We start from the raw sequence: 25120 nt of genomic DNA on the forward strand, positions 1-25120 counted from the left end.
GGGCGCTAGAGAATGGCTTGTCCCGCCATCAGCGCGAGGATGAGGAAGATCAGGAAGATCACCAGCGCGATGCCGAAGAGGACGCGCGCGATCGTCGCGGTGGCGGCCGAGATGCCGGAGAAGCCGAAGAAGCCGGCGATCAGCGAAATGACGAAAAATATGAGAGCCCACTTAAGCATGGAAGTTTCCTCTGTGTTGGACGCAGAAGATGACGCGGCAGACGGCGATTTGTTCCCGTGCCAGAATAAAATCGATTGAAATAACAGGCGATTTTCTAATGTTCCGGCATCGCCGGGTTGCGGGGCTTTTCAACCGGGCTTCGATCTGTTTCAAACTTTGCCCAGGAAGAGCCCCCAATTCCTAAGGATGACGATCTGCCGCATATTTGTGCGCGGCAGGCGGGCTGAAGGCGTGGGGATTTTTCATCGATTTGCCCCATCGACGAAAGTGCCTTGATGTCCTCCCTCTTTGATCCCGCCGTCATTTCCATCTATCTCGAAGTCATCATGATCAATATCATCCTCTCCGGGGATAATGTGATCGTCATCGGCATGGCCGCCGCCGGTCTTGCGCCTGAACTGCGCGGGAAGGCGATCGTTTCAGGGATTGCGGCTGCCGCCGTCATCCGCATCGTCTTCGCCGTCATTGCCGCGGAACTGCTCGTCATCAAGGGCATCAACCTGATCGGCGGGCTGCTGCTCCTCTGGATCTGCTGGACGATGTTCAAGGAGCTGCGGGAAGCCGGCGACGAGGAAGAGGGTGGTGACGAGGCCGGGCATCATGCCCACAAGCCGAAGCTGCTGCGCCAGGCGATCGGCCAGATCATCTTCGCCGATCTTTCCATGTCGCTGGACAACGTGCTGGCCGTCGCAGGGGCGGCGAAGTCGAACATGACGGCGCTGATCTTCGGCCTCATTCTCTCCGTCGTGCTGATGGGCGTTGCCTCGAATTTCGTGGCGAAGCTGCTCAGCCGCTTCCGCTGGATCGGCTGGATCGGGCTGGCGATCATCGTCTATGTCGCGCTCGACATGATCTGGGAAGGCGGCTGGGAAGTCTGGGCGCTCTATGGGACGCAGGTCGCCGGCTAAGGCTTCAGGCCGGAGAGCAGCGCGATCAGCTGTGCCTGGCGCTGCGTTCCGGTTTTCGAGAGCACGCGTTTCACATAGCCGCGCGCCGTCTCATATTGCAGGCCGCAGATGGTGGCGATCTCGCGCGGCGAGGATCCGTCGAGCAGCAGCCGTGCCACCGTCGCCTCCTGGGGCGTCAGCGAAAAGGTGCTGCGCAAGAGCTCGATGCTCGGGCCGTCGCGCTCGCCGAGATCAGTGATCAGCACCACGACGCTGGAATGGGCGAAGAGATCGGCGGCAAAGCCCTGCAGCTTCTGAACGCGGGCCACGAGCGGCGGCTTTCCTGTCCGGGTGATGCGAATGGCAGGCAGTTCAATGAACAGCGCGCCGTCGGCGGCCGAGAGCACTTGGCGCTGCAGCTGTGCCGCCTCGCTCTGCTTCAGGGTGAAAAGCTCTCCCCCGGCGATACGGATTTCCTCGTCGAGCAGGCCTTCGGCCCGGGCGTTAAGATGGGTGATGCGGCCCTTGCGGTCGAAGAAGATTGCGGCCGCAGCCGTCATGTCGAAGGCTTCGCCCATGCCGCCGACCTTCGCCGCATCCAGCGTGCGTACCAGTTCGGCGGCGGATGACAGGCTCGATTGCATGCCGAGAAGCGCCGCCTCGTCATTGCGGTCGAAGGGGGCGTCATGGATGCCGCGCTGCAGGTTGATGCTGAGTGTCGTGCCGCGGGCCTGAAACAGCACCATCGCGGAATAGCGCATGCCGAAGCGCGCCAGGAAGTCGGCATAGAAGGCGTGCTGCGAGAAGTCGCTGCTGGTGGCAATGTCATGCTCGATGACGACGCCCTTGGTCAGGCCGATCTGCAGGCCACGCTCGCGAAAGTCCCGCTTGTACCAGCCTTCCGAGAAATAGATGTCGAAGGCCTCTAGAAAATTAGGGGTGGTGAGGACGCCGGCCTCGAATTTTCCACGCACCGGCATGATGTGGGTGCCGACCGAGCCGGTGGCCCGGCTGATCGCCTCCAGCGTGCCGTCCCATTGTTCCGGCATCAGCGCCGAATCCATCAAGCCGCCAAGGGCACGCTGGAGTTCCGGAATATCAATCTGCGATGCCATTGAAAGTAATCAGCCTTTTTAGCCCCCGCGGCTATTGCCAAGGCTTTGCTCAAATATGGAGCATATATTCGTTCAACGCAATATTGAAATATATCCACAAAAAGACCGCCGTAGTTGCTTACGGCGGTCGGGAGTCACAAATATGTTATCTCAATAACCCGTTTGGGTTATTCAGCCGTGGTTGATCATTACATGGCGCACGGCGGTATAATCTTCGAGCGCGTAGACCGACATGTCCTTGCCATAGCCGGATTGCTTCAGGCCGCCATGCGGCATTTCGTTGGTGAGCATGAAGTGCGTGTTGATCCAGGTGCAGCCGTATTGCAGGCGGGCGGCCGTCTTCATGCCGCGGCCGATATCCTTGGTCCAGACCGAGGAGGCAAGGCCGTAGTCGCTGTCGTTCGCCCAGGTGACGGCGTCCTCGATATCGCTGAAGCGGGTGACGGAAACGACCGGGCCGAAGACTTCGCGGCGGACGATCTCGTCGTCCTGCGTGGCGCCGGCAATCACAGTCGGCGTGTAGAAGAAGCCCTTGTCGCCCGAGGTCTTGCCACCCGTGGTGATCTCCATGTGCTTGTGCTCGGAGGCACGGGCGACGAAGCTCTCGACGCGGTCGCGCTGGCGCTTGGAGATCAGCGGACCGATCTCGTTTTCGGTGTCGTCGGACTGGTTGAACCTGATCGACGAAACAGCTGAAGACAGGTCGGCGACGAAGCGGTCATAGACCTTGGCATCGGCATAGATCCGGCAGGCGGCGGTGCAGTCCTGGCCGGCATTATAGTAGCCGAAGGTGCGGATGCCGGCGACGACGGCGTCGATATCGGCGTCGTCGAAGACGATGACGGGAGCCTTGCCGCCGAGTTCCAGATGGGTGCGCTTCACCGTCTTGGCGGCGGCCTGCAGCACCTTCTTGCCGGTCGCGACATCGCCGGTGATCGAGACCATGCCGATCTTCGGATGGTTGATCAGTGCGTTGCCGACACTCTCGCCGCGGCCGAGGATGACGTTGACGACGCCCTCGGGCAGGATCTCGGAGAGCAGCTTTGCCATCTTCAGCGCCGTCAGCGGCGTCTGTTCCGAGGGCTTGAAGACGACGGTATTGCCGCCGGCGATTGCCGGTGCCAGCTTCCAGGCCATCATCATCAGCGGGTAGTTCCAGGGCGCGATCGAGCCGACGATGCCGATCGGGTCGCGGCGGATCATCGAGGTGTGTCCCGGCAGGTATTCACCGGCGGCTGGGGCGTGCAGGTTGCGGACGGCGCCTGCGAAGAAGCGGTAGCAATCGACGATCGCCGGGATTTCGTCATTGAGGACGGCGTTGATCGGCTTGCCGCAGTTCAGCGCCTCGAGCGCGGCGAAACCCGCGGCATCCTTCTCGATCGCGTCGGCAATCTTCAGGAGATAAGAGGAGCGTTCGCCGGGCGTCGTCTGCGACCAGCTCTTGAAAGCCTTCTCCGCGGCATCGACGGCGTTGTCGATCTGGCCGAGCGAGGCTTCCGGCAAGTCGACGACTTTCTCGCCGGTCTTGGGGTTGAGGACGTGTTCTTCCGTTTCCGTACCCGCTTCGAAGCGCGAGCCGATCAGCATTTGGGTGTCCATGATGTTCTCCCTTTCGTTCGTCGAGCGGATGGGGGCATCCCACTCTGGTTTATTTTCCGGCCCCGGCGATCTGGTCGCCATCGCGGGTGAGGTAATAGGCTGCCAGGATCGGCAGGAAGGTGACGAGCACGACGACCATGGCGACCACGTTGGTCACCGGGCGCTGGCGCGGACGGATCAGCTCTTCCAGCATCCAGATCGGCAGCGTCGATTGCTGGCCGCCGGTGAAGGTGGTGACGATGACTTCGTCGAAAGACAGCGCGAAGGCAAGCATGCCGCCTGCCAAGAGCGCCGTGCCGATATTCGGCAGCACGACATGGCGGAAGGTCTGGAAGCCGTCGGCACCGAGATCCATCGAGGCCTCGATCAGCGATCCCTGCGTGCGGCGGAAGCGGGCGACGGCGTTGTTGTAGACGACGACGACGCAGAAGGTCGCGTGGCCGAGGACGATCGTCCAGACCGAGAAGGGAATGTCGAACAGGCTGAAGGCGGAGCGCAGCGCGATGCCGGTGATGATGCCGGGAAGGGCAATCGGCAGGATGACGAGCAGCGAGATCGCCTCCCGGCCGAAGAACTTCGTCTGGCTGACGGCGGCCGCACAGAGCGTGCCGAGCACGAGCGCAATCGCGGTGGCAATGCAGGCGACCTGCACGGAGAGGCCGAGGGCGTTCCAGACATCCGGGCGGTTCCAGGCGATGCCGAACCACTGGAGCGTCAGGCCCGGTGGCGGCCATTGATAGCTCTTTTCCTCCGTCGTGAAGGCATAGACGAAGATCAAGAGGATCGGCAGGTGCAGGAAGAGCAGTCCGGCACCGGCGGCAATCTTCAGGAGAAGCGGGGATTTCTGTCCGCGATCAGAGCGCATCGAAAGCCCCCATGCGTTTGGCAAGCCAGAGATAGATGGCCATGATGACGATCGGCACGACCGAGAAGGCGGCGGCGAGCGGCACGTTGCCGGCCGTGCCCTGCTGGGTGTAGACGGCCTGGCCGATGAAGAGGCGCGACGAGCCGATGATCTGCGGGATGATGTAGTCCCCGAGCGTCAGCGAGAAGGTGAAGATCGAGCCTGCGACGATGCCGGGCAGCGCCAGCGGGAAGAGCACCGTGCGAAAGGTCTGGTGCGGGGTGGCGCCGAGGTCGGACGATGCCTCGATCAGGTTGCCGGGGACGCGCTCGAGCGCTGCCTGCGTCGGCAGGATCATATAGGGCAGCCAGATATAGACGAAGACGATGAAGGTGCCGAGGTAGCTGACGGAGAGCGAATTGCCGCCGACCACGGGCAGGTTCAGGATGCTGTCGAGCAGCCAGGAAAGGTAGAGCTTGTCGAAGAACCAGGTGAGGATGCCTTCCTTGGCGAGGATCAGCTTCCAGGCATAGATCTTGACGAGATAGCTCGACCAGAGCGGCAGCATGATGCCGAGATAGAAGAGTACCTTCCACTTTCCCTTGGCATAGCGCGCCGCATAATAGGCGATCGGGAAGGCGATGACGGCGGAGGCCAGCGTGACGAGCGCCGCCATCAGGATGGTGCGGACGATGATGTCGAAATTGGTCGGGTTCAGCAGCTGCGCATAGGTGGACAGCGTGAACTCGTAGCTGATCATCCCCGAGAAATCGTCGATCGAGAAGAAGCTCTGCAGCAGCAGCGCAATCAACGAGCCGATATAGATGATGCCGAGCCAGAGCAGCGGCGGGGTCAGCATCAGGAAGAGCAACAGTTTCGGATGGCGCCAGAAGGCGTCCGAGAGGCGGCCGAAGAAACCACCGCGCCCCGGCAGGATCGATGTGTCCTTGCCTGTCATCGCAATGGCGCTCATGCTGCGTCATCCATGTAGTGGACGTCGCCCGGCTGCCAGCCGAGACGAACGCTGGAGCCGACATCAGGCACGTCCGCACCGGCGGGCAGCATGACATGCAGGCGCGTGCCGCGGATATCGACGGTCAGGCGTGTCGCCGCACCGAGGAAGCTCGCATTCTCGACGCGGGCTTCGGTGCCGTCGCCGAGACGAATCGCCTCGGGACGCAGGCTCGCCCAGCGCTTCTCGCCGCCGAGCGAGGCCATGAAATCCGGGGCGATGACGTTCGATGAGCCGACGAAATCGGCGACGAAGCGGGTCTTCGGGCGGCGGTAGATATCGTGCGGTGTGCCTTCCTGGACGATGCCGCCATTGTTGAAGACGGCGACGCGGTCGGCCATCGACAGGGCCTCGCCCTGATCGTGGGTGACGAAGATGAAGGTGATGCCGAGGGCGCGCTGCAGGCTCTTCAGCTCTTCCTGCATCTGCTCGCGTAGTTTCAGATCGAGCGCGCCGAGCGGCTCATCTAGGAGCAGCACCTTCGGCTTGTTGACGAGAGCGCGGGCGAGCGCCACGCGCTGCCGCTGGCCGCCCGAAAGCTGGCCCGGACGGCGGCTGCCATAGCCCGGCAGCTTGACGAGTTCGAGCGCCTTTTCCGCTTCGCGCAGGCGTTCGGCCTTGCCAACGCCCTTGACCATCAGGCCGTAGGCGACGTTGTCGAGAATGTTGAGATGCGGGAAGAGCGCGTAGTCCTGGAAGACGGTATTGACGTTGCGCCGGTACGGCGGCACGCCTTCGGCCTTCTCGCCGAAAATCTGGATATGGCCGCCGGTCGGCTGCTCGAAGCCGGCGATCAGGCGAAGGCATGTCGTCTTGCCGGAGCCGGACGGGCCGAGCATGGCAAAGAATTCGCCGGGCGCGATCTCGAGATCGACGCCGTCAACGGCGCGAACCTGGCCGAAATGACGCGAGACCTGCTGGAAACGGACGGCGGGTGTCATGGGTGGGCTCCAGTCTTGGCATTCAGTCTTGGATTTCAATTGGGGTGTTCAGACCCCGCCCCAAACCCCTCCCCACAAGGGGGAGGGGCTTAACCCCGCCTTGTCCCTCTCGGAGAACACAGACGCTGAGATTGGAGCGAGGCGGTGCCGCTTGCTAGCCCCTCCCCCTTGTGGGGAGGGGTTTGGGAGGGGCGCTTTACCGCCCGCCGATCACACCGACATAGTCGGAAACCCAGCGGTGATAAGGCACGCATTCGCTCTGCGTCGTGCACTTGGCGACCGGGGTCTTCCAGAACTTGATCTTATCGAAGTGGTCGAAGCCGTTGGTGGCGCAACCGGTGTCGGTCATCAGCTCGTTGCCCTTGCAGGCAGCCGGGACCGAGGGAACGGCGCCGAACCAGGCGGCGGCATCGCCCTGGACCTTGGCGGACAGCGAGTGTTCCATCCACATATAGGCGCAGTTCGGATGCTCGGCTTCGGCATGCAGCATGGTGGTGTCAGCCCAGCCGGTGACGCCTTCTTCCGGGAAGGTGGAGGCGATCTTCTGCTTGTCGGCCTGCATCAGGTTGACCTGGAAGGGCCAGGAGCCGGAGGCGACGACGCCTTCGTTCTTGAAGTCGTCGATCTGGATCATCGCGTCGTGCCAGTAGCGGGAGACGAGCTTGCGCTGGCCGCGCAGCAGGTCGAGGGCCGCCTTGTACTGGTCTTCGTTCAGCTCGTAGGGATCCTTGATGCCAAGCTCGGGCTTGTGCGCCATCAGATACATGGCGGCATCGGCGATATAGATCGCGCCGTCATAGGCCTGGACGCGGCCCTTGTTGGACTTGCCGTCAGGCAGGGTTTCTTCCTCGAAGACAACCTTCCAGCTGGTCGGCGCCTTATCCTTGAAGGCGTCGGTATTGTACATCAGGACGTTCGGTCCCCAGAGATAGGGAACGCCGTAGTGGACGCCGCCGACCGTGTACCACGGGCCGTTCTGCAGGCGCGGATCGACATTCTTGAAGCCGGGGATCAGATCGGTATTGATCGGCTGGACGCGCTTGCCGGCGATGAGACGAAGCGAGGCATCCCCCGATGCCGTCACGAGGTCGAAGCCGCCTTCGTTCATCAACGAGACCATTTCGTCGGATGTGGCGGCCGTCTTGACGGTCACCTTGCAGCCGGTGTCCTTTTCGAAGCCGGTTACCCAGTCGTAATTCTTGTCGGTTTCGCCGCGCTCGATATAGCCGGCCCATGCGACGATGCTGACTGCACCTTCGCCCTTGCCCAGTTCCTTCAGCGGTTCGGCGGCAATCACCTGCGTTGCGAAGCTCAGGCACGCGAGCGCGGCCGTGCAGGATTTCAAGAGATTCGTCATCGTCTGTCTCCCGGTTTGAGCCGCTTGCTGCGGCATTTTGTTCCCGGTTGAAAAGTTGCGATGAAAAATCCGCTTTCGCAAATTCATTTATCAGAAAGACGTTATCGGAAATTCCGATATCAGGAGCGAACGCGGCCGGAGCGCATGCTTTCGGCAATGCCGACGAAGTCGCGCGCCGCCTGCGGCAGGCTCGATCCCTTGCGCCAGACCATGCCGACCTGAACGACGGGGAGCGATCCCGAGACATCGCGGCTCTCGATGCGGTCGCCTTCCAGCGACCAGGGACGGTAGACGAGATCGGGCAGCAGGGCGACACCGGCGCCGGTGGCGACAAGGCTGCGGACCGCCTCGACCGAGCGGGTGCGGAACGCCACATGCGGGCGGGCGCCGAGGGCCGAGAGCAGCTTGCCGGTATTCTCCTCGATTTCATCGACCGTCAGCATGATCAGCGGTTCGCGGGCGATATCGGCAACGGAGATAATGTCGGCCGAAACCAGCGGATGGCCCATCGGCAGCCAGAGGCGATAGGGCGATGTTTCCAGGATTTCCGCCTGCAGCGCCATGCGGTCGCGCAGGTTGGAGATGACCATGACGGCGACATCGAGCTCGCCGCCGACAAGCAGATGTTCGAGATAGCCGCCATTGTCCTCGATGGCGCTGACATCGACTCCGGGGCAGGCGCGGCGGTATCGCGCCAGGAGATCGGAGAGCACATAGCCGGCGACGAGCGAGGTGACGCCGATGTTCAGCGTTCCCGAGAGAGCGCTTTGCTGACCGGAAAAGCTGGTGCGCGCGTCCGAGACGGTCGCCAGGATCTTCGTGGCGTGGCGCAGGAACTGGTGGCCATTATGGGTGATGGTCAGGCCGCGCGGATGGCGATCGAAGAGCGAGACGCCAAGATCGGTTTCCAGCTCTTTCAGCGCCTCTGTGACCGAGGATTGGGAGATGGAGAGGTTCTGCGCCGCACGCGTCACCGAACCCTGCTCGGCGACTGCGACGAAATACTGAAGCTGACGAAGCGTGAAGGCCATGCGGCTTTAGAGCATGCCGAAATACACGCTGACAAGTCTGTGAACTCCCGGACCTTTTTTGGCCTTTTATTCTCACCCCTGCGTTTTTACTGGCCGCACTTAAGCATTCCGAAACGTCGCTTGAATAGTTTTCCGAGCATGTATCGAGTTGGAGTTTTGCCGATGACGGAGCAGTTGGCGTGAAGGCCTTACTGCGCATATTCCGGCCGTCCCGGAAACTGGCGTTCGTTATCGGCGGTGTCGCGCTCTTCGCAGGCGCCTCCGGCGGTGCGGCGCTTTATGTCGGCAAAGATGCGATCCTTGGTCCTCCGGCAGAAGAAGTGAACGGTGCCTCCTGTACCGACGTCAATCTCGTGACGATCAAGAAGCAGGAGCATGTCTGGATCCGCAAATACATCAAGACCGAACCCACCGACGGGATGACGCGCGTCCGGACCGCTCTGCGGGTGGCGCAGGCGATCTATGCGGACAGCAAGCCGGATCTGGTGCAGGTCGTGGTCCTCGACCAGAACGGCCCGACGCTGCGCTCCGACATTCGCGGCCGGGCGATCGGCGCCGACGTCGTCTATATCCCGCATCCGGAAAAGATGATCGAAGGCATCGACGACAAGCCCTATACCGCCCGCTACTATGACGGCCAGGCCAGCCAGAACGGCCTGTTCTTCGGCGAGCGCGTCGACCTGCCGGAAGACGAGATCAAGACGCTGAACGCGTCCTTCAAGGAATATTCCGACTGCATCGATCCCACGGCCGTTGCCTCGACAGAGGGCGGCGAAGGCGGTGAGGGCGGCAAGAAGGGTGCCAAGGCCGAGAAGGCCAAGGGCGGCGAGGGCGAAGGCGAGGCCAAGCCCGAGGGCGAAGCCAAGGCTGAAGGCGGAGAAGGCGAGGCAGCGCCCGCCGAGGCTCCGGCCGAAGGTGGCGGCGAGGAAGCCGCGCCCGCCAAGAGCGGCCACTAACAGAAATCACCGGACACAAAAAGCGGAGCGTCCTTTCGGGCGCTCCGCTTTTGCATTCGAAGTTCGTCAGTCTCAGTCCGTCTTGCTGCGGCGGGCCGGGAAGAGGATGACGTCGCGGATCGACGGTGCGTTGGTGAGCAGCATGATCAAGCGGTCGACGCCGATGCCGAGACCGCCGGCGGGCGGCATGCCCTGGTCGATCGCATCGAGGAATTCGTCGTCCAGCTGCTTTTCCTTCTCGCCGCGGGCATGTGCCTGCTCGAGCTGCTCGACCATGCGGCGACGCTGCTCTTCCGGATCATTGAGTTCGGAGAAGGCGTTGCCGAGTTCCCAGGCGTTGCAATAGGTCTCGAAGCGCTCGACGAGGCGCGGCTCGCCCGGCACTTCCTTGGCGAAGGGCGAGATATCCTTCGGGAAATGGGTGACGTGGCTCGGCTGGATCAGCGTGCCCTCGACCTTCTCTTCGAAGATGAAGGCCAGGCATTCGCCCCAGGTCCAGTCCTTCTCGACTTCGAAACCGGCGGCCTTGGCTGCGGTGCGGGCTTCTTCATCGGTCTTCATCGCAAGGAAGTCGATGCCGGTCACTTCCTTGACGGCGTCGGGCATCGGCACGCGCTTGAACGGACCCTTGAAGGAGATTTCCTTGTCGCCGAAGGCAAATTCGGTCTTGCCGTGGATCGACAATGCGAGCGTCTCGAACAGCCGCTCGACGAGGTCCATGATGTCCTCGTAGTCGGCATAGGCCCAGTAACACTCCATCATCGTGAATTCAGGATTGTGCCGGGTGGAAACGCCTTCGTTGCGAAAGTTGCGGTTGATCTCGAACACCTTGTCGGTGAGGCCGGAGACCAGCGTGCGCTTCAGGAACAGTTCCGGCGCGATACGCAGGTACATGTCGAGCTTCAGCGTGTTGTGATGCGTCTTGAACGGCTCGGCGGTGGCACCGCCATAAACCGAGTGCAGCATCGGCGTCTCGATTTCCATGAAGCCGTCACTTTCCATGAAGCGGCGGATACCGGAGACAATCTTCGAACGCTGCTGGAAGCGGAGCTTCGATTCCTCGTTGCTCATGATGTCGAGGTGGCGCTTGCGATACCGGATCTCGACATCCGCAATACCATTCCACTTCTCCGGCATGGGAAGAAGCGACTTGGTCAGCATGGTGATTTCGCGGGCGTTGATCGAGAGCTCGCCGCGCTTGGTGCGGCGGACGGTGCCGGTGACGCCGATGATGTCGCCGATGTCGATCATGGCGAGCATGTTGCGGGCTTCTTCCGGCGTCACGTCCTTGTGGCTGAAGATCTGGATCTTGCCGCCGGCGTCATGGATATCCATGAACATGCCGGAATTGCGCGAGGAATAGACGCGGCCGGCAACGGTCACGACATCGGTCGTCTCGACGTCGGATTCGAGATCTATGTACTTCTCGGCGAGCTCGGCATTGGTGATGGTCCGGTGGAAATGCGCCGGATAGACATCGCCGATCTGTTCGCGCAGCAGCTTCAGCTTCTGGGCGCGCACTTCGGTTGCGTCGGAAGAAAGGGTCGCTGTTTCGGTCTTTTCGGTCATGGTACAGATGTCCGGTTCAGTTCTTCGGGCCGACGAGAGAGGCGACTGCCTGCGAGGCGAGTTTCAGACGCTGGCGCACGACCGAGCGGCCGAGGATCGCCATGGAATCGAAGAGCGGCAGCGAGCGCGACGAGCCGGATACGGCGACGAAGAGCGGGGCCACAACGACCTTCAGCTTCTTGCCCATGCGGTCGGCGATGGCGCGCAGTTCGGCTTCGATCGTCTCGACGTTCCATTCGAGGATCTTTTCGAGGTCCGGCTGCACAGTGTTGAGGATCTCGAGGATCTCTTCCGGCGGCGACTTGATCTTGGCGAAGGCCGACGGGTCGAGGCCGAGGTCGGACTTCAGCAGGAAGCCTGCGAGTTCCGGCAGTTCGCCGAGCTTTGAAATGCGCGACTGTGACAGGCGCAGGCCTGCCTTCAGGCGATCGTTTTCCATCGCCCAGGTCAGCACGCGGGCCTGGAACTCGTCTCCCGACAGCTTCTCGCGGATCCAGCGGCCATTCAGCCAGTCGAGCTTCTGGATATCGAAGATGGCGCCGGCCTTGGAGAGGTTTTCCGGGTCGAACTTGTCGGAGAGCTCGTCCATCGTCAGCAGCTCTTCGCCTTCGGCGATCTGCACGAAGAACAGGCCGAGGAAGTTCATCAGCGCTTCCGGGATATAGCCGAGAGCGGAGTAGTAAGAGATCGAGGTCGGGTTCTTGCGCTTCGACAGCTTCGACTTGTCGGCGTTGCGCATCAGCGAGAGATGCATGAACACCGGCTGTTCCCAGCCGAAATAGCGATAGAGCAGGATGTGCTTCGGAACCGATGCCAGCCACTCTTCGCCGCGGGCGACGTGGGTGATCTTCATCAGATGGTCGTCGATGACGTTTGCCATGTGATAGGTCGGCATGCCGTCGCCCTTGATCAGGACCTGCATGTCGACGCTGTCCCACGGGATCGACACGTCGCCATAGACGCCGTCGTTGAAATCGCAGGAGCCTTCGGTCGGGATCTTCATGCGGATGACGGAGCTTTCGCCCGCTGCCATCTTGGCGCTGACTTCCTCGGCCGAATATTTCAGGCAGAGGCCGTCATATTTCGGCGCCTTGCCGGCGGCACGCTGGGCTTCGCGCATCTGTTCCAGGCGCTCGGGGGTGCAGAAACAGCGGAAGGCATGGCCCTTGTCCAGCAGTTCCTGGCCGTAGGGCGTGTAGATGTCCTTGCGGTCGGACTGACGATAGGGGCCGTAGGGGCCGCCGATATCCGGGCCTTCCTTCCATTCGAGCCCGCACCACTTCAGGGCGTCCAGCACCTTCTGCTCGAATTCCGGGGTAGAGCGCGTTGCATCGGTATCTTCGATACGCAGGATGAACTCGCCGCCGTTCTTCTTGGCGAAAAGATAGTTGAAGAGTGCGATATAAGCGGTGCCGACATGCGGCTCGCCGGTCGGCGAGGGAGCAATGCGGACGCGGACGCCGGAAGCTGTCATTTTATGTGCCCGTCAAATGAATGCCGACGGCTTTTGATGGCAAAAGCGGCGTGCGGCGGGAAGAATGCAGATAACTGGATCAGGAAACCGGCCGGATAAGGGCAAATTGCGCACTTCCCCGGCGATTGTCCATTTGGCTGGCCTTAAGGCCATATTCGGCCGCTTGCGTCAAGGAAAATGGGCATCAGCGCTCATCGCACCGGCCAGACGTAGAGCAGCATCGGCACGCTGACGAGAATGATGATGAAGGACAGCGGCAGGCCAAGGCGCGGGTAATCGCTGAAGCGATAGCCGCCGGGGCCGAAGACCAGCGTGTTGCACTGGTGCCCGATCGGGGTGAGGAAATCGCAGCCGGCGCCAATTGCTACCGCCATCAGGAAGGCTTCCGGCTTGTAGCCGAGCGTCTGTGCAAAGCTTGCGGCGATCGGCGCCATGACGAGGACTGTCGCGGCATTGTTGAGGAACGGCGTCACCGCCATTGCGGTGATCAGGATCAGCGCCAGGGCGCCAAAGGGTGGCATCTGCGCTGCGAAATGGCCGAGCCAGCCGGCGATAAGCTCGCTGCCGCCCGTTGTCCTGAGCGAATCCGATACGGGAATGAGGGCGGCGAGCATGATCAGGATCGGGCCATCCAGCGCCTTGTAGACATCGGCAAGCGGGATGACGCGGAAGACGACCATGGCGAGCGCGGCACAGAAGAAGGCGACGGCCACAGGCGCCAGACCCGCGGCGGTCGCGCCCATGGCGGCGGCGAGGATGATCAGCGGCACATAGGCGCGGCGCTGGGTGCCGAGCAGGATGTCGCGCTGCGCCAGCGGCAGGCAGGAGAATTCCTGCAGGAAGGCCGGCAGGTTTTTGCGGCTGCCCTGGAGCACGAGCACATCGCCGCCCTTCAGCGTGACTTCACTCAGACGTTCCGTCAGGCGATGGCCCTGGCGGCTCACGGCGAGCAGATTGACGCGGCGGCGGTTGAAGAGCGACAGCTGCCGCGCCGACCAGCCGATCAGCGTCGATTCCGGCGAGACCACGGCCTCGATCGAGGTGATGTCGCCATCCTGCGTATCCGCGGGAATCTGCTTGCCGGCGAGCTTCAGCTTGGCATTGGTCACGACGCGATCGAGCGGTTCCGGACCGCCTTCGAGAAGCAGGGTGTCGCCCGCTTTCAGGATAAGGTCCGGGATCGGCGACAGGCGCGAGTGGCCGCGCAGGATTGCGGTCGCGACCACTTCGCCATCGCCGAGTTTCAGGATCTCGTTCAACATCTTGCCGTCGAAGCCGGAGCCCTCGACGACCGTCGCCTCCGAGAAATAGCTCTTGAGATCGAGCGCTTCTTCAAGCGACGGATTTTCGTTCTGCCGCTCTGGCACCAGCCAGTGAAAGAAAATCAGGAAGATAATGCCGACCAGCGCCAGCGTGGCGCCAACCGGCGTGAAGTCGAACATCGTGAAGGATTTGCCGGTGATCTCTTCGCGCAGCCGCGACACGACGATGTTCGGCGAGGTGCCGATCTGCGTCATGAGCCCGCCGAGCAGGGCGGCGAAGCTCATCGGCATCAGATAGAGCGAGGGCGACTTTCCTGTCTTGCGCGAAAACTGGAAGGCGACGGGGATCATGATCGCCAGCGCGCCGATATTCTTGATGAATGCGGAGAGCACGGCGACGACGATCAGCAGCAGGGCGAGCTGCGTATGCAGCGAGTTCAGGTTCGGAAAGAAGCGCTTTATGGCGCTGTCGACGATGCCGGAGCGGGCGACGCCCGCGCTGACGACAAGCGCGCTGCCGACGATGATGACGATATCGTCGCTGAATCCGGAGAAGGCCTTTTCGAAGGGCACGATGCCGACGCAGACGGCGAGCACCAGCGCGCAGCAGGCGACGAGATCATAACGGAAGCGGTCCCATATGAAGACGGCCATCATCAGGCCAATGACGCCGAAGGCGAGAATTTGCGGGTGGTCATGCTGCTCCAGGGGCTGGAATTCCGAACGCAGACGATGCTCTGCGACAGGAATAACTGTAACGCCGCCTGCGCTTATCAATCCCGCACGCGCATCATTGCTGCAGTTCGGCGAGCGCCCGGCGAAGCGGGGCGTCGGAAATCTGGATCATGCCTGCGAAGGGGATATCCATGTCGAGCACAAGATAGATCGATGCGGATATGAGAAAGGCGGCCACCAGGAACATCGACATGACGATGATGTTTTTGGGCGCGCGGAATCCGAAACTCGCGAAGATCAGCGTCAGCCAAGCCATCAGCATGAAGACCAGCGGCATTGGAATGACGCCTTCCGATTGCTCGACGATCACCCAGCGTCGCTCGACGATGGTCTTGTATTGCTGCCGGGCGTCGGTCCATAGCGCGACATGGTTGGGATCGGTCGGCATCATGACGGCGATGTTGTTGCCAACGGCGTTGAGTGCCATTTCGGATTTCGGATCGCTCTGCAGCACGGGGTCGACGACGTGCATCGGGCCCGACAGGGCCTGTTGGACGTAACGGAGCAGGCTGGCGCGCGTGTCGTCGGCTTCCAGCCCGTAGGTTCGCAGCGTACGGTCGAGCAGGATGATTTCGGTGGCGAAGGAATGAACGCTGTCGTCGATGCCGGCGAAGGTGTTCTTCGAGGAGTTGATCATCAGGCCGAAGACGAGCGAGGTCATGACCACGAAGATGTTGGCGACGAGGCGAACGACCGTGTTCGTTTCCTCCTCGCGATGGCGGGCCGGCAGCCGCGGATAGATCATCATCGTGCCGATCGAGGCAACGGCCAGACACACAAATACCGATCCCGCGACAACGATCTCACGCACCCGAGATTTCCCCTCTCATCTCTCCGTGAGGCACGTTAGCGCATGCTGAGGATTTTGGCATCAGGCCGGTTTTGAAGGCTGGACAAAGCGCGGCACGGGTATAGCTTCACGGCCCGACGTGAATGGAGACTGACATGACCGAGATCCTCGACATCCCCGTGAAGCTCGCCGATGGCCGCGAGACAAGCCTCAACGAACATCGCGGCAAGGTGATGCTCGTCGTCAACGTTGCCTCCAAATGCGGGCTGACGGCGCAGTATGAAGGTCTCGAAAAACTGTACGAGGACAAGCGCGAGCGCGGCTTCGTCATTGCCGCCTTCCCGGCCAACAACTTCAAGGGTCAGGAGCCGGGGACGGATGCCGAGATCGTCGAGTTCTGCCAGCTGACCTATGACGTGAAATTCCCGATCTATTCGAAAATCTCGGTCAAGGGCGACGACAAGCATCCGCTCTATCGCCAGCTGACGGCTGCAGCGGTGCCGACGACCGGCGAGGGGCCGATGCGTGACCGGCTGCGCGATCGTGGTCTGGCCGATGACGACGGCAAGGAAATCCTCTGGAACTTCGAGAAATTCCTTATCGGCCGCGACGGTAAGATCATCGCGCGTTTTGCGCCTGACGTGACCGCCGAGGATCAGCGGCTGGTGACGGCGATCGACAAGGAATTGTCGAAGGCCTGATCACTGCCTGCGGTAACGGCTGCGGAAGGCGCTCGGCGCCAGGCCCTCGCGGTTCTGGAAGAGCCGCGAGAAATAGAAGGCATCATCGATGCCGATCTCCCGTGCGATCGTTTCGATCGGGAGATCGGAGGTGGTCAGCAATTGCTTGGCATGATCGATCCGCAGCCGTAGCTGGAATGCTTTCGGCGAGAGACCGGTTGCGGCCATGAAGCGGCGGCGGAAGGTCGCCGGCGACATGTCGAATTCGGCGGCGAGCTGCTGCATGTCGATTTCCCTGAAGGCGCGCTCGGCAAGGGCGGAGACAGCTGCGTCGATTTTCGCGCCAGCCACCGTATCAGTGGCAGCATCCGCCTGCCTCGCTGACTGGACGACGATGCGGTGAAGCGTGGCGGCGGCCGAGCTCAATGCCAACGCACTGCCATCGGTAAAATCGGCGCGGAGCGCGGCAAAGAGCTGCTGCATCTCGCGCAGATTGCTCAGCGCCACATGCGGTGCGGTCTCCGAGATCAGGCGCTGCCGGACGAGGCTCGAGGCGAAAGGGCCCTCGAACAGCGCCCATTGCTCCTCCCAGCTTTCACCCTCGGCGGGCCCGTAGGAATGCAGGCTGCCCGGCGTCAGCCAGAAGAGCGCCGGTCCATCGATCGTAAGCTTGCCTGCCGCTTCAGTTTCCAGCGTACCGCGTCCCGTTTCGACCAGCACCACCGCATGGCATGGCAGCCGGCGCTGCCGGACATGCACCGCGATCCGCTGCCGTCCGAAGCCGGTCACCGACAGGGCGGGCCGGTTGACCGATGGCGGCGACCGGTAGAGCGCGAGCGGCGGCGAAGTCATGAGCGAAAAGTCCAGCTGTGTTTTCTGTCCATGGTCATTTTCCCTTCATTACCGCAGCATCGCCACATGAATTCGAAGGGAATGGCGATCGAAATGTCAAGTTTGGTTGTGAAGATGGCGACTGAAATGCCGGTGCTGAGGGCAGGTGGCAAGGTGCTCTCGACAGCGGAGAACCGGCTTGGCCATCTCGTTCCCACCGATCCGACGATCGGCATCGCGGCGATCCGGGAGCGCTATGAGGAGCATGGCTATGTCTGGCTGAAGCGGTTTCTCGATCCCGATGCCGTGAATGCTTTTCGCGGCTGGGTGTTCGGGCATCTGGCGGGCGCAGGGCTGATCGAGCCGGGATCGGATCCGCGTCTTGGTCTGGCCGCCGCTGGAGGAGGGGACCCGCAGCAGGCCAACCGCATCCTCATGTCGCTGGTTCGATCCGTTGCCTATGAAGGCTTCTGTGCCCAGCCGCGGCTCGCGGCCTTTATGGACGAGTTCCTGTGCGGCATCTCCTATCTGCACAAGCGTAAGATCATGCGCCATACGATGCCGGGTAGCGCCACGGCGACGCCGGCGCATTACGATCTCGTCTATCTGCACGGTGGGACCAACCGGATCGTCACGGCATGGATCCCGCTAGGCGATGTGCCGGTCGAGATGGGCGGGCTCGTCTATCTCGAGGGATCGCATGCGATTGGCAGAAAGATGGAGAGTGAGTTCGCGGCGCAAGGCGCCGGGCTTTCCGCTGAAGAGCGGATCAGCGCCTATAACCGCAACATGACCGAGGGCGGCTGGGTTTCGAAAGATCTGCCCGATATGGCCGAGCGCTTCGATACCCGCTGGCTGATCGCCGGCTACGAGGCCGGCGATGTGATGCTGCACAGTCCCTACATGATCCACGCCTCGACGGCAAACGAGAGCACCGGGTGGCTGATCCGTCTGTCGACCGATATCCGCTACCAGAATGTCGATGACGAGATCGATGCGCGCTGGGCCAATCACTGGAGCCTGGGAGACATGCTGTAGGCGCGGCCGGAGCCGCGCCTGCTGCAGAAGCTAGTGGCTCTCGCCTCTTTTTCGTTTTCGGGCGTTTCTCGCGAACATGTTCAACACCTCGACGAGCGCCGAGAAGGCCATGGCGGCGTAGACGTAGCCCTTGGGAACATGGAAGCCCATGCCCTCGGCGATCAGCGTCGTGCCGATCATCATCAGGAAGGCGAGCGCCAGCATGACGATGGTCGGGTTCTTCTCGATGAAGTTCGCGAGCGGCGTCGCGGCGACCAGCATGACGGTCACGGCGGCCAGAACGGCGATGACCATGATCGGCAGATGCGGGGTCATGCCGACGGCGGTGATGATGCTGTCGACCGAGAAGACCAGGTCGAGGATCAGGATCTGCACGATCGCCGAGCCGAAGGTCGTCGTCGCCGAATTGGCGATGAAGTCCTCGTTGTGATCGGCCGGATCGACATTGTGATGGATTTCCTTCGTCGCCTTCCAGAGCAGGAAGAGACCGCCGGCAATCAGGATCATGTCCTTCCACGAGAAGCCGTGGCCGAAGAGTTCGAAGACCGGAGCCGTGAGCTTGACGATCCAGGCGACGGTGCCGAGCAGGGCGAGGCGCATGATCAGCGCCAGGCCGATACCGACCTTGCGGGCCTTTTCACGGTGCTCGGGCGGCAGCTTGTTGGTGAGGATGGAGATGAAGATAAGGTTGTCGATACCAAGAACGACTTCCATGACGACCAGGGTCACCAGCGCCACCCAGGCAGCCGGGTCCTGAACCAGCATCATGATATCTTGCATGAATTGTTTTTCCCTTGCGCCACAGACAGCCGACGCCGAAATCTAGAGTGAAGGCGCTGAGATGCAAGCGCCGCAAGGGGTATACGAAAGCCGGACGGCATTTATTCCGCCGGTGATGGGGAGAATGAAGCGGGGACGCCGCCGATCCCTCAGGCGGGCTCGTTGTGCTTGGCGCCATAGGCAGCCATGAAGACGCGGATGGCGCCGTCGATGACGCGCTTTCTCTCCGCCTCGGACGGCGGCTCCGGCATGCTGCCGAAGAGGCGGAACTTGAAGAAGCTGCCGCTGGCGAGATCGAGGAACTGCCCGGCTGCCAGATCGACGTCAGCGATCTCGAGCTTGCCTGAATTCACGTAGCGCGTCAGATACGAGTGCAGCACCGTGCGCAGGTTCTCCGGTCCGTTGAAGAAGCGCTGACAGAGCTCCGGCATGCGGTCGCGCACGCCAAGAACGGTGCGCATGGCGCTGATCACCTTTTCGCTTGTGATATGCGAGATGAAGCTCAGGCCAAAATCGTGCAGGCCTTCCTCGACATTGTCATGATGTTCGAGAGCGACGCGCAGTGCGGCCACGAAGGCGGCGCGCTCGGTCTCGATCATCGCGGTGAAGAGCTCTTCCTTATTGGCGAAGTAGACATAGAGGGTGCCCTTCGAGACGCCGGCTTCGCGGGTCACGTCGTTCATGCTCGCTGCGTCGAAACCCATCTTCATGAAGACGCTCTTGGCGCCCTCGAGGATTTGGGTGCGCTTGGCCGGGTCTTCTCCGGCTGCCCAGCGGCCGGTGGCCACGGGCGTTTCGGCGGCTGAAACCTTGGACACTTCGGTCATCTTCTCCTTAACCATTTTTCGCACTTGCGAAGATTCTTTACTAAAATCGAACCGCTCGGTTCGATATGACTTGATATGGATGCAAAAAGGGCCTATGTCAACTGAACCGAACCGTTCAGTTCGATTAAATCTACTTCACAAAGCGGTGTTCGTCTATGTCCAGTCAGAAAACCAATGTTGCGCGCATCGTAAGCGATTCCGCTGAAGCCGAAGCGGCTCAGCCGGAAACTGCAGCCTCCGCGGATACCCCCACCGCGGAGGCTCGCAGTGCTCCCCAGCAGGCGCCGGCACCCGAGGTAAAGGTTGCCGAGCAGCCGCCGGTGAAAAAGAAGCGCAGCCGCGTTCTGCCAATCGTCGCCCTCGCCATCCTCGCCGGTGGCGGCTGGTACGGCTATGAATGGTGGACGAATGGCCGCTTCATGGTCTCGACCGATGATGCCTATATCGAAGGCGATATCGCGACGATCTCGCCGAAGGTCACCGGTTACGTTGCCAAGGTTAACGTCGTTGCCAACCAGCTGGTCAAAGCCGGCGACGTTCTCGCAACGCTCGATAACGGCGACTATCAGAACGCTCTCGATCAGGCCGAAGCGCAGATCGCCACCGAAAAGCTGTCGCTGAGCCGCATCGATGCTCAGGTCGATGGCGCCAAGGCGGCTCTCGCCCAGGCACAGGCCCAGAAGGTGTCGCTCGATGCCGCCGTCCGCGGCGCCGAGATCACCCAGAAGCGCCAGAGCGACCTGCAGGCAAAGTCGGTCGGCACCGCTGCCGATCTTGACACCGCCAACATCGCGCTCGATCAGGCCAAGGCAAACCTCGTTGGCGGCGACGCCAACATCAAGTCGGCCGAAGCCAACATCACGATCCTGGAAGCACAGCGCAAGGAAGCCGAAGGTTCGGTCCGTACGCTTGAGCTGCAGCGCGACAAGGCAGCCCGCGACCTGTCCTTCACGATCCTGAAGGCACCGTATGATGGTGTCGTCGGCAATCGCTCGGTTCAGGAAGGCGACCTCGTATCGCCCGGCCAGCGTCTGATGGCGCTCGTCCCGACCCGCCAGCTCTATATCGACGCGAACTTCAAGGAAACGCAGATCCAGCATCTGGTTCCGGGTTCGAAGGTCAATGTCCATGTCGATGCTTATGACGATCACGCGATCGTCGGCACCGTCGAGTCGATCTCGCCGGCCTCCGGCTCGGTCTTCTCGCTGCTGCCGCCTGAGAATGCGACGGGCAACTTTACCAAGATCATCCAGCGCGTGCCGGTTCGCATCGCGCTCCCGCAGGATGCGCTTGATACCGGCCGTTTGCGTGCAGGCCTGAGCGTCGTCGTCGATGTCGACACGCGCACGGCGCCGGACGCACAGCAGGCAAAGTAATCAGCCAGCCGGAGTAAGGCCAATGGCCGCGACCACCACTGCAGGAACCGTTCCCGGCGTAGGAGCCGAGGAACGGATGGACCCGCGCAAGCTCATCGCATTCTTTGCGATGGTGCTCGGGATGTTCATGTCGATCCTCGACATTCAGATCGTCTCGGCCTCGCTCGCTGAAATCCAGGCCGGCCTCTCCGCCGGCTCGGATGAAATCGGCTGGGTCCAGACCTCCTACCTGATCGCGGAAGTCATCATGATTCCGCTGTCGGGTACGCTTGCCCGCATCGTCTCGACGCGCTACCTCTTCGCCTTCTCGGCGGCGGGTTTCACGCTGTCGAGCGTGCTTTGCGCCACCGCGACGAATATCGACCAGATGATCGTCTACCGCGCCATCCAGGGCTTCATCGGCGGCGGCATGATCCCGTCGGTCTTTGCGGCCGCCTTCACGATCTTCCCGCCCTCCAAGCGCAGCGTCGTTTCGCCGATCATCGGCCTGATCGCTACGCTGGCGCCGACGATCGGCCCGACCGTCGGCGGCTATCTCAGCCACGCCTTCTCCTGGCACTGGCTGTTCCTGGTCAACGTCATCCCCGGCATCATCGTCGCGACCGTTACCTGGAACTTCATCGACTTCGACAAGCCGGAACTGTCGCTTCTCAAGAAGTTCGACTGGTGGGGCCTGATCTCGATGGGCGTGTTTCTGGGCGCGCTGGAATATGTGCTCGAGGAAGGCAATTCGAACGACTGGTTCAACGACAACTATATCGTCATCGGTGCGATCGCATCGGCGATCGGCTGCGTGGTCTTCTTCTACCGTGCCTTTACCGTCGAATTCCCGGTGGTGGATCTGCGCGCCTTCTCGAACAGGAACTTCGCCTTCGGATCGGTGTTCTCCTTCGTCATGGGCATCGGCCTCTACGGCCTGACCTATATCTACCCGGTCTATCTCGGACGCATCCGCGGCTATGACTCGCTGATGATAGGCGAGACGATGTTCGTCTCCGGTCTTGCGATGTTCTTCACCGCGCCGCTCGCCGGACGTCTGTCGACGAAGATGGACCTCAGATTGATGATGGTCATCGGCTTCGTCAGCTTCGCGGCCGGTACCTATATCATGACCGGACTGACGGATGACTGGGACTTCTACGAACTGCTGATCCCGCAGCTGTTCCGCGGTTTCGGCCTGATGATGTGCATGGTGCCGATCAACAATATCGCGCTCGGCACGATGCCGCCGGCCCGTATGCGCGGCGCCTCCGGTCTCTTCAACCTGACCAGAAACCTCGGCGGCGCCGTCGGTCTCGCGATCATCAACACGGTTCTGACCAACCGCCAGGACGTGCATTACGAGCGTCTGCGCGAAAATATGGACTGGGGCCATCCAGCCGCGATCGACCAATTGAACAACCTGACCGCCAACTTCAATTCCTACGGGATGGACGGCGCGTCGGTGGCGATCAAGCAGATGGTCGGCATGGCAACCAAGCAGGCAGTCATCCTGTCCTTCAGCGATATCTTCCTGATGCTGACCGTGCTGTTCATGGTCATGGTTCTCGGTGTTGCGATGATTGCCAAGCCTGCGCCGCAAGGCGGCGGAGGCGGTGGCGGCGGCCACTGATCGTCTGGTGTTCGAAATAACGGCCGGCTTGGGAAACCAAAGCCGGCCATTTTCCGTATATCGTGCATCTCTTTCGACCGGATGCCGCTTCATGCTTCAGTCTTCCGCCAGGGCAATCGCCTGGCTCTGCATCGTCCTGCCCCTCTTTGCATCCGCATCCGCGCGGGCGGTCGCCGAGGAGGAGAGGATAGACATCGGCGGCTACAAGCTGAACAGCGTCTTCATCCCGGCCTCCGGCAAGGCAAGGCTGCCGCCGATCGTCTTCATCCACGGCGCCAGCGCCAATCTCTATGACCCGATGCTGTCGTTCCGGGAGAGGCTGGAAGGCAAGGCCGATCTGCTGTTCGTCGATCGTCCGGGCCACGGCCGCTCCGACCGCGGCGGTCCCGAGAACGCTTTCCCGGACGGGCAGGCCGACGCGATTGCAGCGCTGATGAAGAAGCGCGGCATCCGCCGGGCGATCATCGTCAGCCATTCCTTCGGCGGTGCGGTTGCGGCCGCCTTTGCGCTTGATCATCCCGATATGGTCGCCGGTCTGGTGTTCCTGTCGCCGGCCGTCTATCCGTGGCCGGGCGGCATTGCCTGGTACTATGACGCCGCGACGGCGCCGCTGACCGGCCCGCTCTTCAGCGCGCTGGTCGTGCCGCCCGTCGGCCTTGCGATGGTGGATGGTGCGACACGCAGTGTGTTTGCGCCGAACCGGCGGCCGCCTGGTTATATCTCGAAGGCGCGGACGCTTCTCGCCCTGCGCCCGGCCGAGTTTCACAACAACGCTACCGATGTCGCCAATTTGCTCGAATGGACGAAGAAAGCCTCGCCGCGCTACCGGCAGATCAAGGCGCCGACGATCATCATCACCGGCGATACCGATAGCGTCGTTTCGCCGAAGATTCACTCGGTGCATCTCGCAAAGGATATCCGAGGGGCGCGGCTGATCGTCGTCCGAAACCTCGGTCACAAGTCGGATTACGTCGCAAGCGACCTTGCCGTCGGCGCCATCGAAACGCTGGCTGGAGAGCACCCCAATCTGCGAGGGATCGCGCAGGCGATCGAAGCGCGTATTGCCGGTGACGGCAAGAAATAATCCATGTTTTTCAAACGCGACCAGATGAGTTTCGGTCGATCCGGCATTTTCTGATTTACGTACATCAGAATTGGCGGTAAAGGCTTCGTCAGGAGGAGCGATGAAGCCTACGGTTCACGATATCGCCGCGCATGCGGGGGTCAGCCTTGCGACTGTCGATCGTGTGCTGAACCAGCGCCCGGGCGTGCGCCATGTGACGCGCGAGAAGGTGGAAAACGCCATTCGCGAGATCGGCTATGTGAGAGATGTGGCGGCCGCCAACCTCGCGAAGGGCCGCACCTATCCGCTGGTCTTCATCCTTCCGGCATCCGACAATTCCTTCATGCATGGGCTCACGGCGGAAATCCGCGAGGCTGTCGCTCGTTCACCTGTCGAGCGCACGCAGATCCAGACCATCGAGGTTCCGGCTTTCGATCCGGCCGCGCTGGTCGAGGCGCTGCGCAAGCTCGCGGCCGAACGGCCGGCCGGCATCGCCCTCGTCGCGACCGATGCGCCCGAAGTCGCCGAGGCGGTCGATGCCCTTGTGCGCGATGGCATTCCTGTCGTCACCCTGGTTTCCGATCTCACGGGGTCGCTGCGCCACCACTATGCCGGTGTCGACAACATCGCGGCCGGGCGGACGGCGGCTCGCCTGCTCGGCCGTTTCCTCGGCGCGGCCAAGGGCGAGATTGCTGTGCTTGCCGGTTCCATGCTGGTACGCGACCATCGCGAGCGTCTGGAAGGTTTTGCTGCGCTGATGGCGCAGGAGTTTCCTGATCTTTCCATTCTGCCCGTCATTGAGGGGCGCGACGACCCCGAAATGGCGCATATGCTGGTTTCGGATGCGCTTTCGAAGAATGATCGCATTGTCGGCATATACAGCCTGGGCGCCGGTAACCGCGGTCTGATCAGGGCGCTGAAGGCCAAGGGTGCCGGGCGGCAGGTCACTGTCGTTGCGCACGAACTCACGCCGCATACGCGGGCGGCATTGATCGACGGAACGATTGACGCAGTTCTCAATCAGGATGCCGGTCACGAGGTGCGCAGCGCCATTCGCGTGTTGAAGGCGAAGGCCGACGGGCTTGCCGTCATCGACGCGCAGGAGCGCATCCGCCTCGATATATTTTTGAAAGACAACCTGCCGTAACGGCAAAGGGAGAA

Annotated in this window: 23 protein-coding genes; 8 read left to right on the forward strand and 15 right to left on the reverse strand. The window is 61.8% G+C overall.

Annotated features, from left to right (window positions below; genetic code table 11):
- Positions 1-5: 5 nt before the first annotated feature.
- A complete protein-coding gene (locus F2982_RS12025) occupies positions 6-179 on the reverse strand; it encodes a DUF1328 domain-containing protein (protein WP_112719786.1) in 174 nt (57 codons plus the stop codon).
- Positions 180-455: 276 nt separating this feature from the next.
- Between F2982_RS12025 and F2982_RS12030 the strand changes: the two genes are divergently transcribed.
- Positions 456-1088, forward strand: coding sequence for a YjbE family putative metal transport protein (locus F2982_RS12030; RefSeq protein WP_203427958.1), 633 nt, complete (start codon positions 456-458; stop codon positions 1086-1088).
- Here F2982_RS12030 and F2982_RS12035 read toward each other — a convergent pair.
- From F2982_RS12035 to F2982_RS12065, 7 genes are all read right to left on the reverse strand, one after another.
- Entirely contained in the window at positions 1085-2182 is a 1098-nt protein-coding gene (locus F2982_RS12035) for a helix-turn-helix transcriptional regulator (RefSeq protein WP_203427959.1), read from the reverse strand. The two genes, F2982_RS12030 and F2982_RS12035, sit on opposite strands and share 4 nt — an antisense overlap.
- Before the next feature lie 171 nt (positions 2183-2353).
- A complete protein-coding gene (locus F2982_RS12040; RefSeq protein ID WP_203427960.1) occupies positions 2354-3781 on the reverse strand; it encodes a gamma-aminobutyraldehyde dehydrogenase in 1428 nt (475 codons plus the stop codon).
- A gap of 49 nt (positions 3782-3830) precedes the next feature.
- Positions 3831-4646: an ABC transporter permease gene (locus tag F2982_RS12045; RefSeq protein WP_203427961.1), complete on the reverse strand. Its 816-nt coding sequence runs from the start codon at positions 4644-4646 to the stop codon at positions 3831-3833.
- Positions 4636-5598 carry an ABC transporter permease gene (locus F2982_RS12050; RefSeq protein WP_203427962.1) on the reverse strand — a complete coding sequence of 321 codons (963 nt, stop codon included), beginning with the start codon at positions 5596-5598 and terminating at the stop codon, positions 4636-4638. Before F2982_RS12050 ends, F2982_RS12045 begins: the two co-directional genes overlap by 11 nt.
- Positions 5595-6578 carry an ABC transporter ATP-binding protein gene (locus tag F2982_RS12055; RefSeq protein WP_130282277.1) on the reverse strand — a complete coding sequence of 328 codons (984 nt, stop codon included), beginning with the start codon at positions 6576-6578 and terminating at the stop codon, positions 5595-5597. The genes F2982_RS12050 and F2982_RS12055 overlap by 4 nt, the downstream gene beginning before the upstream one ends.
- A 196-nt stretch (positions 6579-6774) precedes the next feature.
- On the reverse strand, positions 6775-7935 hold the full coding sequence (locus tag F2982_RS12060) for an ABC transporter substrate-binding protein (RefSeq protein WP_203427963.1): 1161 nt from the start codon (positions 7933-7935) through the stop codon (positions 6775-6777).
- Positions 7936-8054: 119 nt separating this feature from the next.
- Complete coding sequence (locus F2982_RS12065) at positions 8055-8966, reverse strand: LysR family transcriptional regulator (RefSeq protein ID WP_112719779.1); 912 nt, start codon at positions 8964-8966, stop codon at positions 8055-8057.
- Between the two features lie 179 nt (positions 8967-9145).
- Here F2982_RS12065 and F2982_RS12070 point away from each other — a divergent pair, with 179 nt between their 5' ends.
- Positions 9146-9922, forward strand: a complete 777-nt coding sequence (locus F2982_RS12070) for a hypothetical protein (RefSeq protein ID WP_203427964.1) — start codon at positions 9146-9148, stop codon at positions 9920-9922.
- 72 nt (positions 9923-9994) lie between these two features.
- On the opposite strand, the gene lysS is transcribed toward F2982_RS12070, so the two are convergent.
- The 4 genes from lysS to F2982_RS12090 form a co-directional block, all read right to left on the reverse strand.
- On the reverse strand, positions 9995-11491 hold the full coding sequence (gene lysS, locus F2982_RS12075) for a lysine--tRNA ligase (protein WP_203427965.1): 1497 nt from the start codon (positions 11489-11491) through the stop codon (positions 9995-9997).
- Between the two features lie 16 nt (positions 11492-11507).
- Positions 11508-12965, reverse strand: a complete 1458-nt coding sequence (gene gltX, locus F2982_RS12080; RefSeq protein WP_203427966.1) for a glutamate--tRNA ligase — start codon at positions 12963-12965, stop codon at positions 11508-11510.
- 191 nt (positions 12966-13156) lie between these two features.
- Positions 13157-14884 carry an SLC13 family permease gene (locus F2982_RS12085; RefSeq protein WP_203430056.1) on the reverse strand — a complete coding sequence of 576 codons (1728 nt, stop codon included), beginning with the start codon at positions 14882-14884 and terminating at the stop codon, positions 13157-13159.
- Between the two features lie 133 nt (positions 14885-15017).
- Positions 15018-15773, reverse strand: coding sequence for a hypothetical protein (locus F2982_RS12090; protein ID WP_162708769.1), 756 nt, complete (start codon positions 15771-15773; stop codon positions 15018-15020).
- Positions 15774-15907: 134 nt separating this feature from the next.
- Between F2982_RS12090 and F2982_RS12095 the strand changes: the two genes are divergently transcribed.
- Positions 15908-16453: a glutathione peroxidase gene (locus F2982_RS12095; protein WP_199628930.1), complete on the forward strand. Its 546-nt coding sequence runs from the start codon at positions 15908-15910 to the stop codon at positions 16451-16453.
- Here F2982_RS12095 and F2982_RS12100 read toward each other — a convergent pair whose 3' ends face one another.
- Positions 16454-17284, reverse strand: coding sequence for an AraC family transcriptional regulator (locus F2982_RS12100; RefSeq protein WP_203427967.1), 831 nt, complete (start codon positions 17282-17284; stop codon positions 16454-16456). It abuts the gene before it with no gap.
- A gap of 93 nt (positions 17285-17377) precedes the next feature.
- On the opposite strand from F2982_RS12100, the gene F2982_RS12105 reads away from it, so the two are divergent.
- Positions 17378-18301 (forward strand): phytanoyl-CoA dioxygenase family protein, encoded by a 924-nt coding sequence (locus tag F2982_RS12105; protein WP_203427968.1) that lies wholly within the window; start codon positions 17378-17380, stop codon positions 18299-18301.
- Between the two features lie 30 nt (positions 18302-18331).
- Here F2982_RS12105 and F2982_RS12110 read toward each other — a convergent pair whose 3' ends face one another.
- Together F2982_RS12110 and F2982_RS12115 are read right to left on the reverse strand one after the other, a co-directional pair.
- Positions 18332-19081, reverse strand: coding sequence for a TerC family protein (locus tag F2982_RS12110; RefSeq protein ID WP_112719772.1), 750 nt, complete (start codon positions 19079-19081; stop codon positions 18332-18334).
- Between the two features lie 149 nt (positions 19082-19230).
- The gene (locus F2982_RS12115; RefSeq protein ID WP_112719771.1) at positions 19231-19908 is read right to left on the reverse strand and encodes a TetR/AcrR family transcriptional regulator; all 678 of its coding nucleotides are present in this window, start codon (positions 19906-19908) and stop codon (positions 19231-19233) included.
- 155 nt (positions 19909-20063) lie between these two features.
- Between F2982_RS12115 and F2982_RS12120 the strand changes: the two genes are divergently transcribed.
- The 4 genes from F2982_RS12120 to F2982_RS12135 all read left to right on the forward strand — a co-directional run bounded on the left by F2982_RS12120 (position 20064) and on the right by F2982_RS12135 (position 25106).
- Positions 20064-21284, forward strand: a complete 1221-nt coding sequence (locus F2982_RS12120; protein ID WP_112719770.1) for an HlyD family secretion protein — start codon at positions 20064-20066, stop codon at positions 21282-21284.
- 22 nt (positions 21285-21306) lie between these two features.
- A complete protein-coding gene (locus F2982_RS12125) occupies positions 21307-22896 on the forward strand; it encodes a DHA2 family efflux MFS transporter permease subunit (RefSeq protein WP_203427969.1) in 1590 nt (529 codons plus the stop codon).
- Positions 22897-22987: 91 nt separating this feature from the next.
- Positions 22988-23980, forward strand: coding sequence for an alpha/beta hydrolase (locus F2982_RS12130; RefSeq protein ID WP_203427970.1), 993 nt, complete (start codon positions 22988-22990; stop codon positions 23978-23980).
- Positions 23981-24080: 100 nt separating this feature from the next.
- On the forward strand, positions 24081-25106 hold the full coding sequence (locus F2982_RS12135; protein WP_203427971.1) for a LacI family DNA-binding transcriptional regulator: 1026 nt from the start codon (positions 24081-24083) through the stop codon (positions 25104-25106).
- Positions 25107-25120: the final 14 nt, after the last annotated feature.

The sequence above is a fragment of the Rhizobium sp. BG4 genome, assembly GCF_016864575.1.
Lineage (GTDB): Bacteria > Pseudomonadota > Alphaproteobacteria > Rhizobiales > Rhizobiaceae > Rhizobium.

Excerpts from the sequence above, each read along its gene's own strand:
- F2982_RS12025 (WP_112719786.1), bottom strand. The coding sequence starts at position 179 with ATGCTTAAGTGGGCTCTCATATTTTTCGTCATTTCGCTGATCGCCGGC.
- F2982_RS12030 (WP_203427958.1), top strand. The coding sequence starts at position 456 with ATGTCCTCCCTCTTTGATCCCGCCGTCATTTCCATCTATCTCGAAGTC.
- F2982_RS12035 (WP_203427959.1), bottom strand. The coding sequence starts at position 2,182 with ATGGCATCGCAGATTGATATTCCGGAACTCCAGCGTGCCCTTGGCGGC.
- F2982_RS12040 (WP_203427960.1), bottom strand. The coding sequence starts at position 3,781 with ATGGACACCCAAATGCTGATCGGCTCGCGCTTCGAAGCGGGTACGGAA.
- F2982_RS12045 (WP_203427961.1), bottom strand. The coding sequence starts at position 4,646 with ATGCGCTCTGATCGCGGACAGAAATCCCCGCTTCTCCTGAAGATTGCC.
- F2982_RS12050 (WP_203427962.1), bottom strand. The coding sequence starts at position 5,598 with ATGAGCGCCATTGCGATGACAGGCAAGGACACATCGATCCTGCCGGGG.
- F2982_RS12055 (WP_130282277.1), bottom strand. The coding sequence starts at position 6,578 with ATGACACCCGCCGTCCGTTTCCAGCAGGTCTCGCGTCATTTCGGCCAG.
- F2982_RS12060 (WP_203427963.1), bottom strand. The coding sequence starts at position 7,935 with ATGACGAATCTCTTGAAATCCTGCACGGCCGCGCTCGCGTGCCTGAGC.
- F2982_RS12065 (WP_112719779.1), bottom strand. The coding sequence starts at position 8,966 with ATGGCCTTCACGCTTCGTCAGCTTCAGTATTTCGTCGCAGTCGCCGAG.
- lysS (WP_203427965.1), bottom strand. The coding sequence starts at position 11,491 with ATGACCGAAAAGACCGAAACAGCGACCCTTTCTTCCGACGCAACCGAA.
- gltX (WP_203427966.1), bottom strand. The coding sequence starts at position 12,965 with ATGACAGCTTCCGGCGTCCGCGTCCGCATTGCTCCCTCGCCGACCGGC.
- F2982_RS12085 (WP_203430056.1), bottom strand. The coding sequence starts at position 14,884 with ATGATGGCCGTCTTCATATGGGACCGCTTCCGTTATGATCTCGTCGCC.
- F2982_RS12095 (WP_199628930.1), top strand. The coding sequence starts at position 15,908 with ATGACCGAGATCCTCGACATCCCCGTGAAGCTCGCCGATGGCCGCGAG.
- F2982_RS12100 (WP_203427967.1), bottom strand. The coding sequence starts at position 17,284 with ATGACTTCGCCGCCGCTCGCGCTCTACCGGTCGCCGCCATCGGTCAAC.
- F2982_RS12105 (WP_203427968.1), top strand. The coding sequence starts at position 17,378 with ATGTCAAGTTTGGTTGTGAAGATGGCGACTGAAATGCCGGTGCTGAGG.
- F2982_RS12110 (WP_112719772.1), bottom strand. The coding sequence starts at position 19,081 with ATGCAAGATATCATGATGCTGGTTCAGGACCCGGCTGCCTGGGTGGCG.
- F2982_RS12115 (WP_112719771.1), bottom strand. The coding sequence starts at position 19,908 with ATGACCGAAGTGTCCAAGGTTTCAGCCGCCGAAACGCCCGTGGCCACC.
- F2982_RS12120 (WP_112719770.1), top strand. The coding sequence starts at position 20,064 with ATGTCCAGTCAGAAAACCAATGTTGCGCGCATCGTAAGCGATTCCGCT.
- F2982_RS12125 (WP_203427969.1), top strand. The coding sequence starts at position 21,307 with ATGGCCGCGACCACCACTGCAGGAACCGTTCCCGGCGTAGGAGCCGAG.
- F2982_RS12130 (WP_203427970.1), top strand. The coding sequence starts at position 22,988 with ATGCTTCAGTCTTCCGCCAGGGCAATCGCCTGGCTCTGCATCGTCCTG.
- F2982_RS12135 (WP_203427971.1), top strand. The coding sequence starts at position 24,081 with ATGAAGCCTACGGTTCACGATATCGCCGCGCATGCGGGGGTCAGCCTT.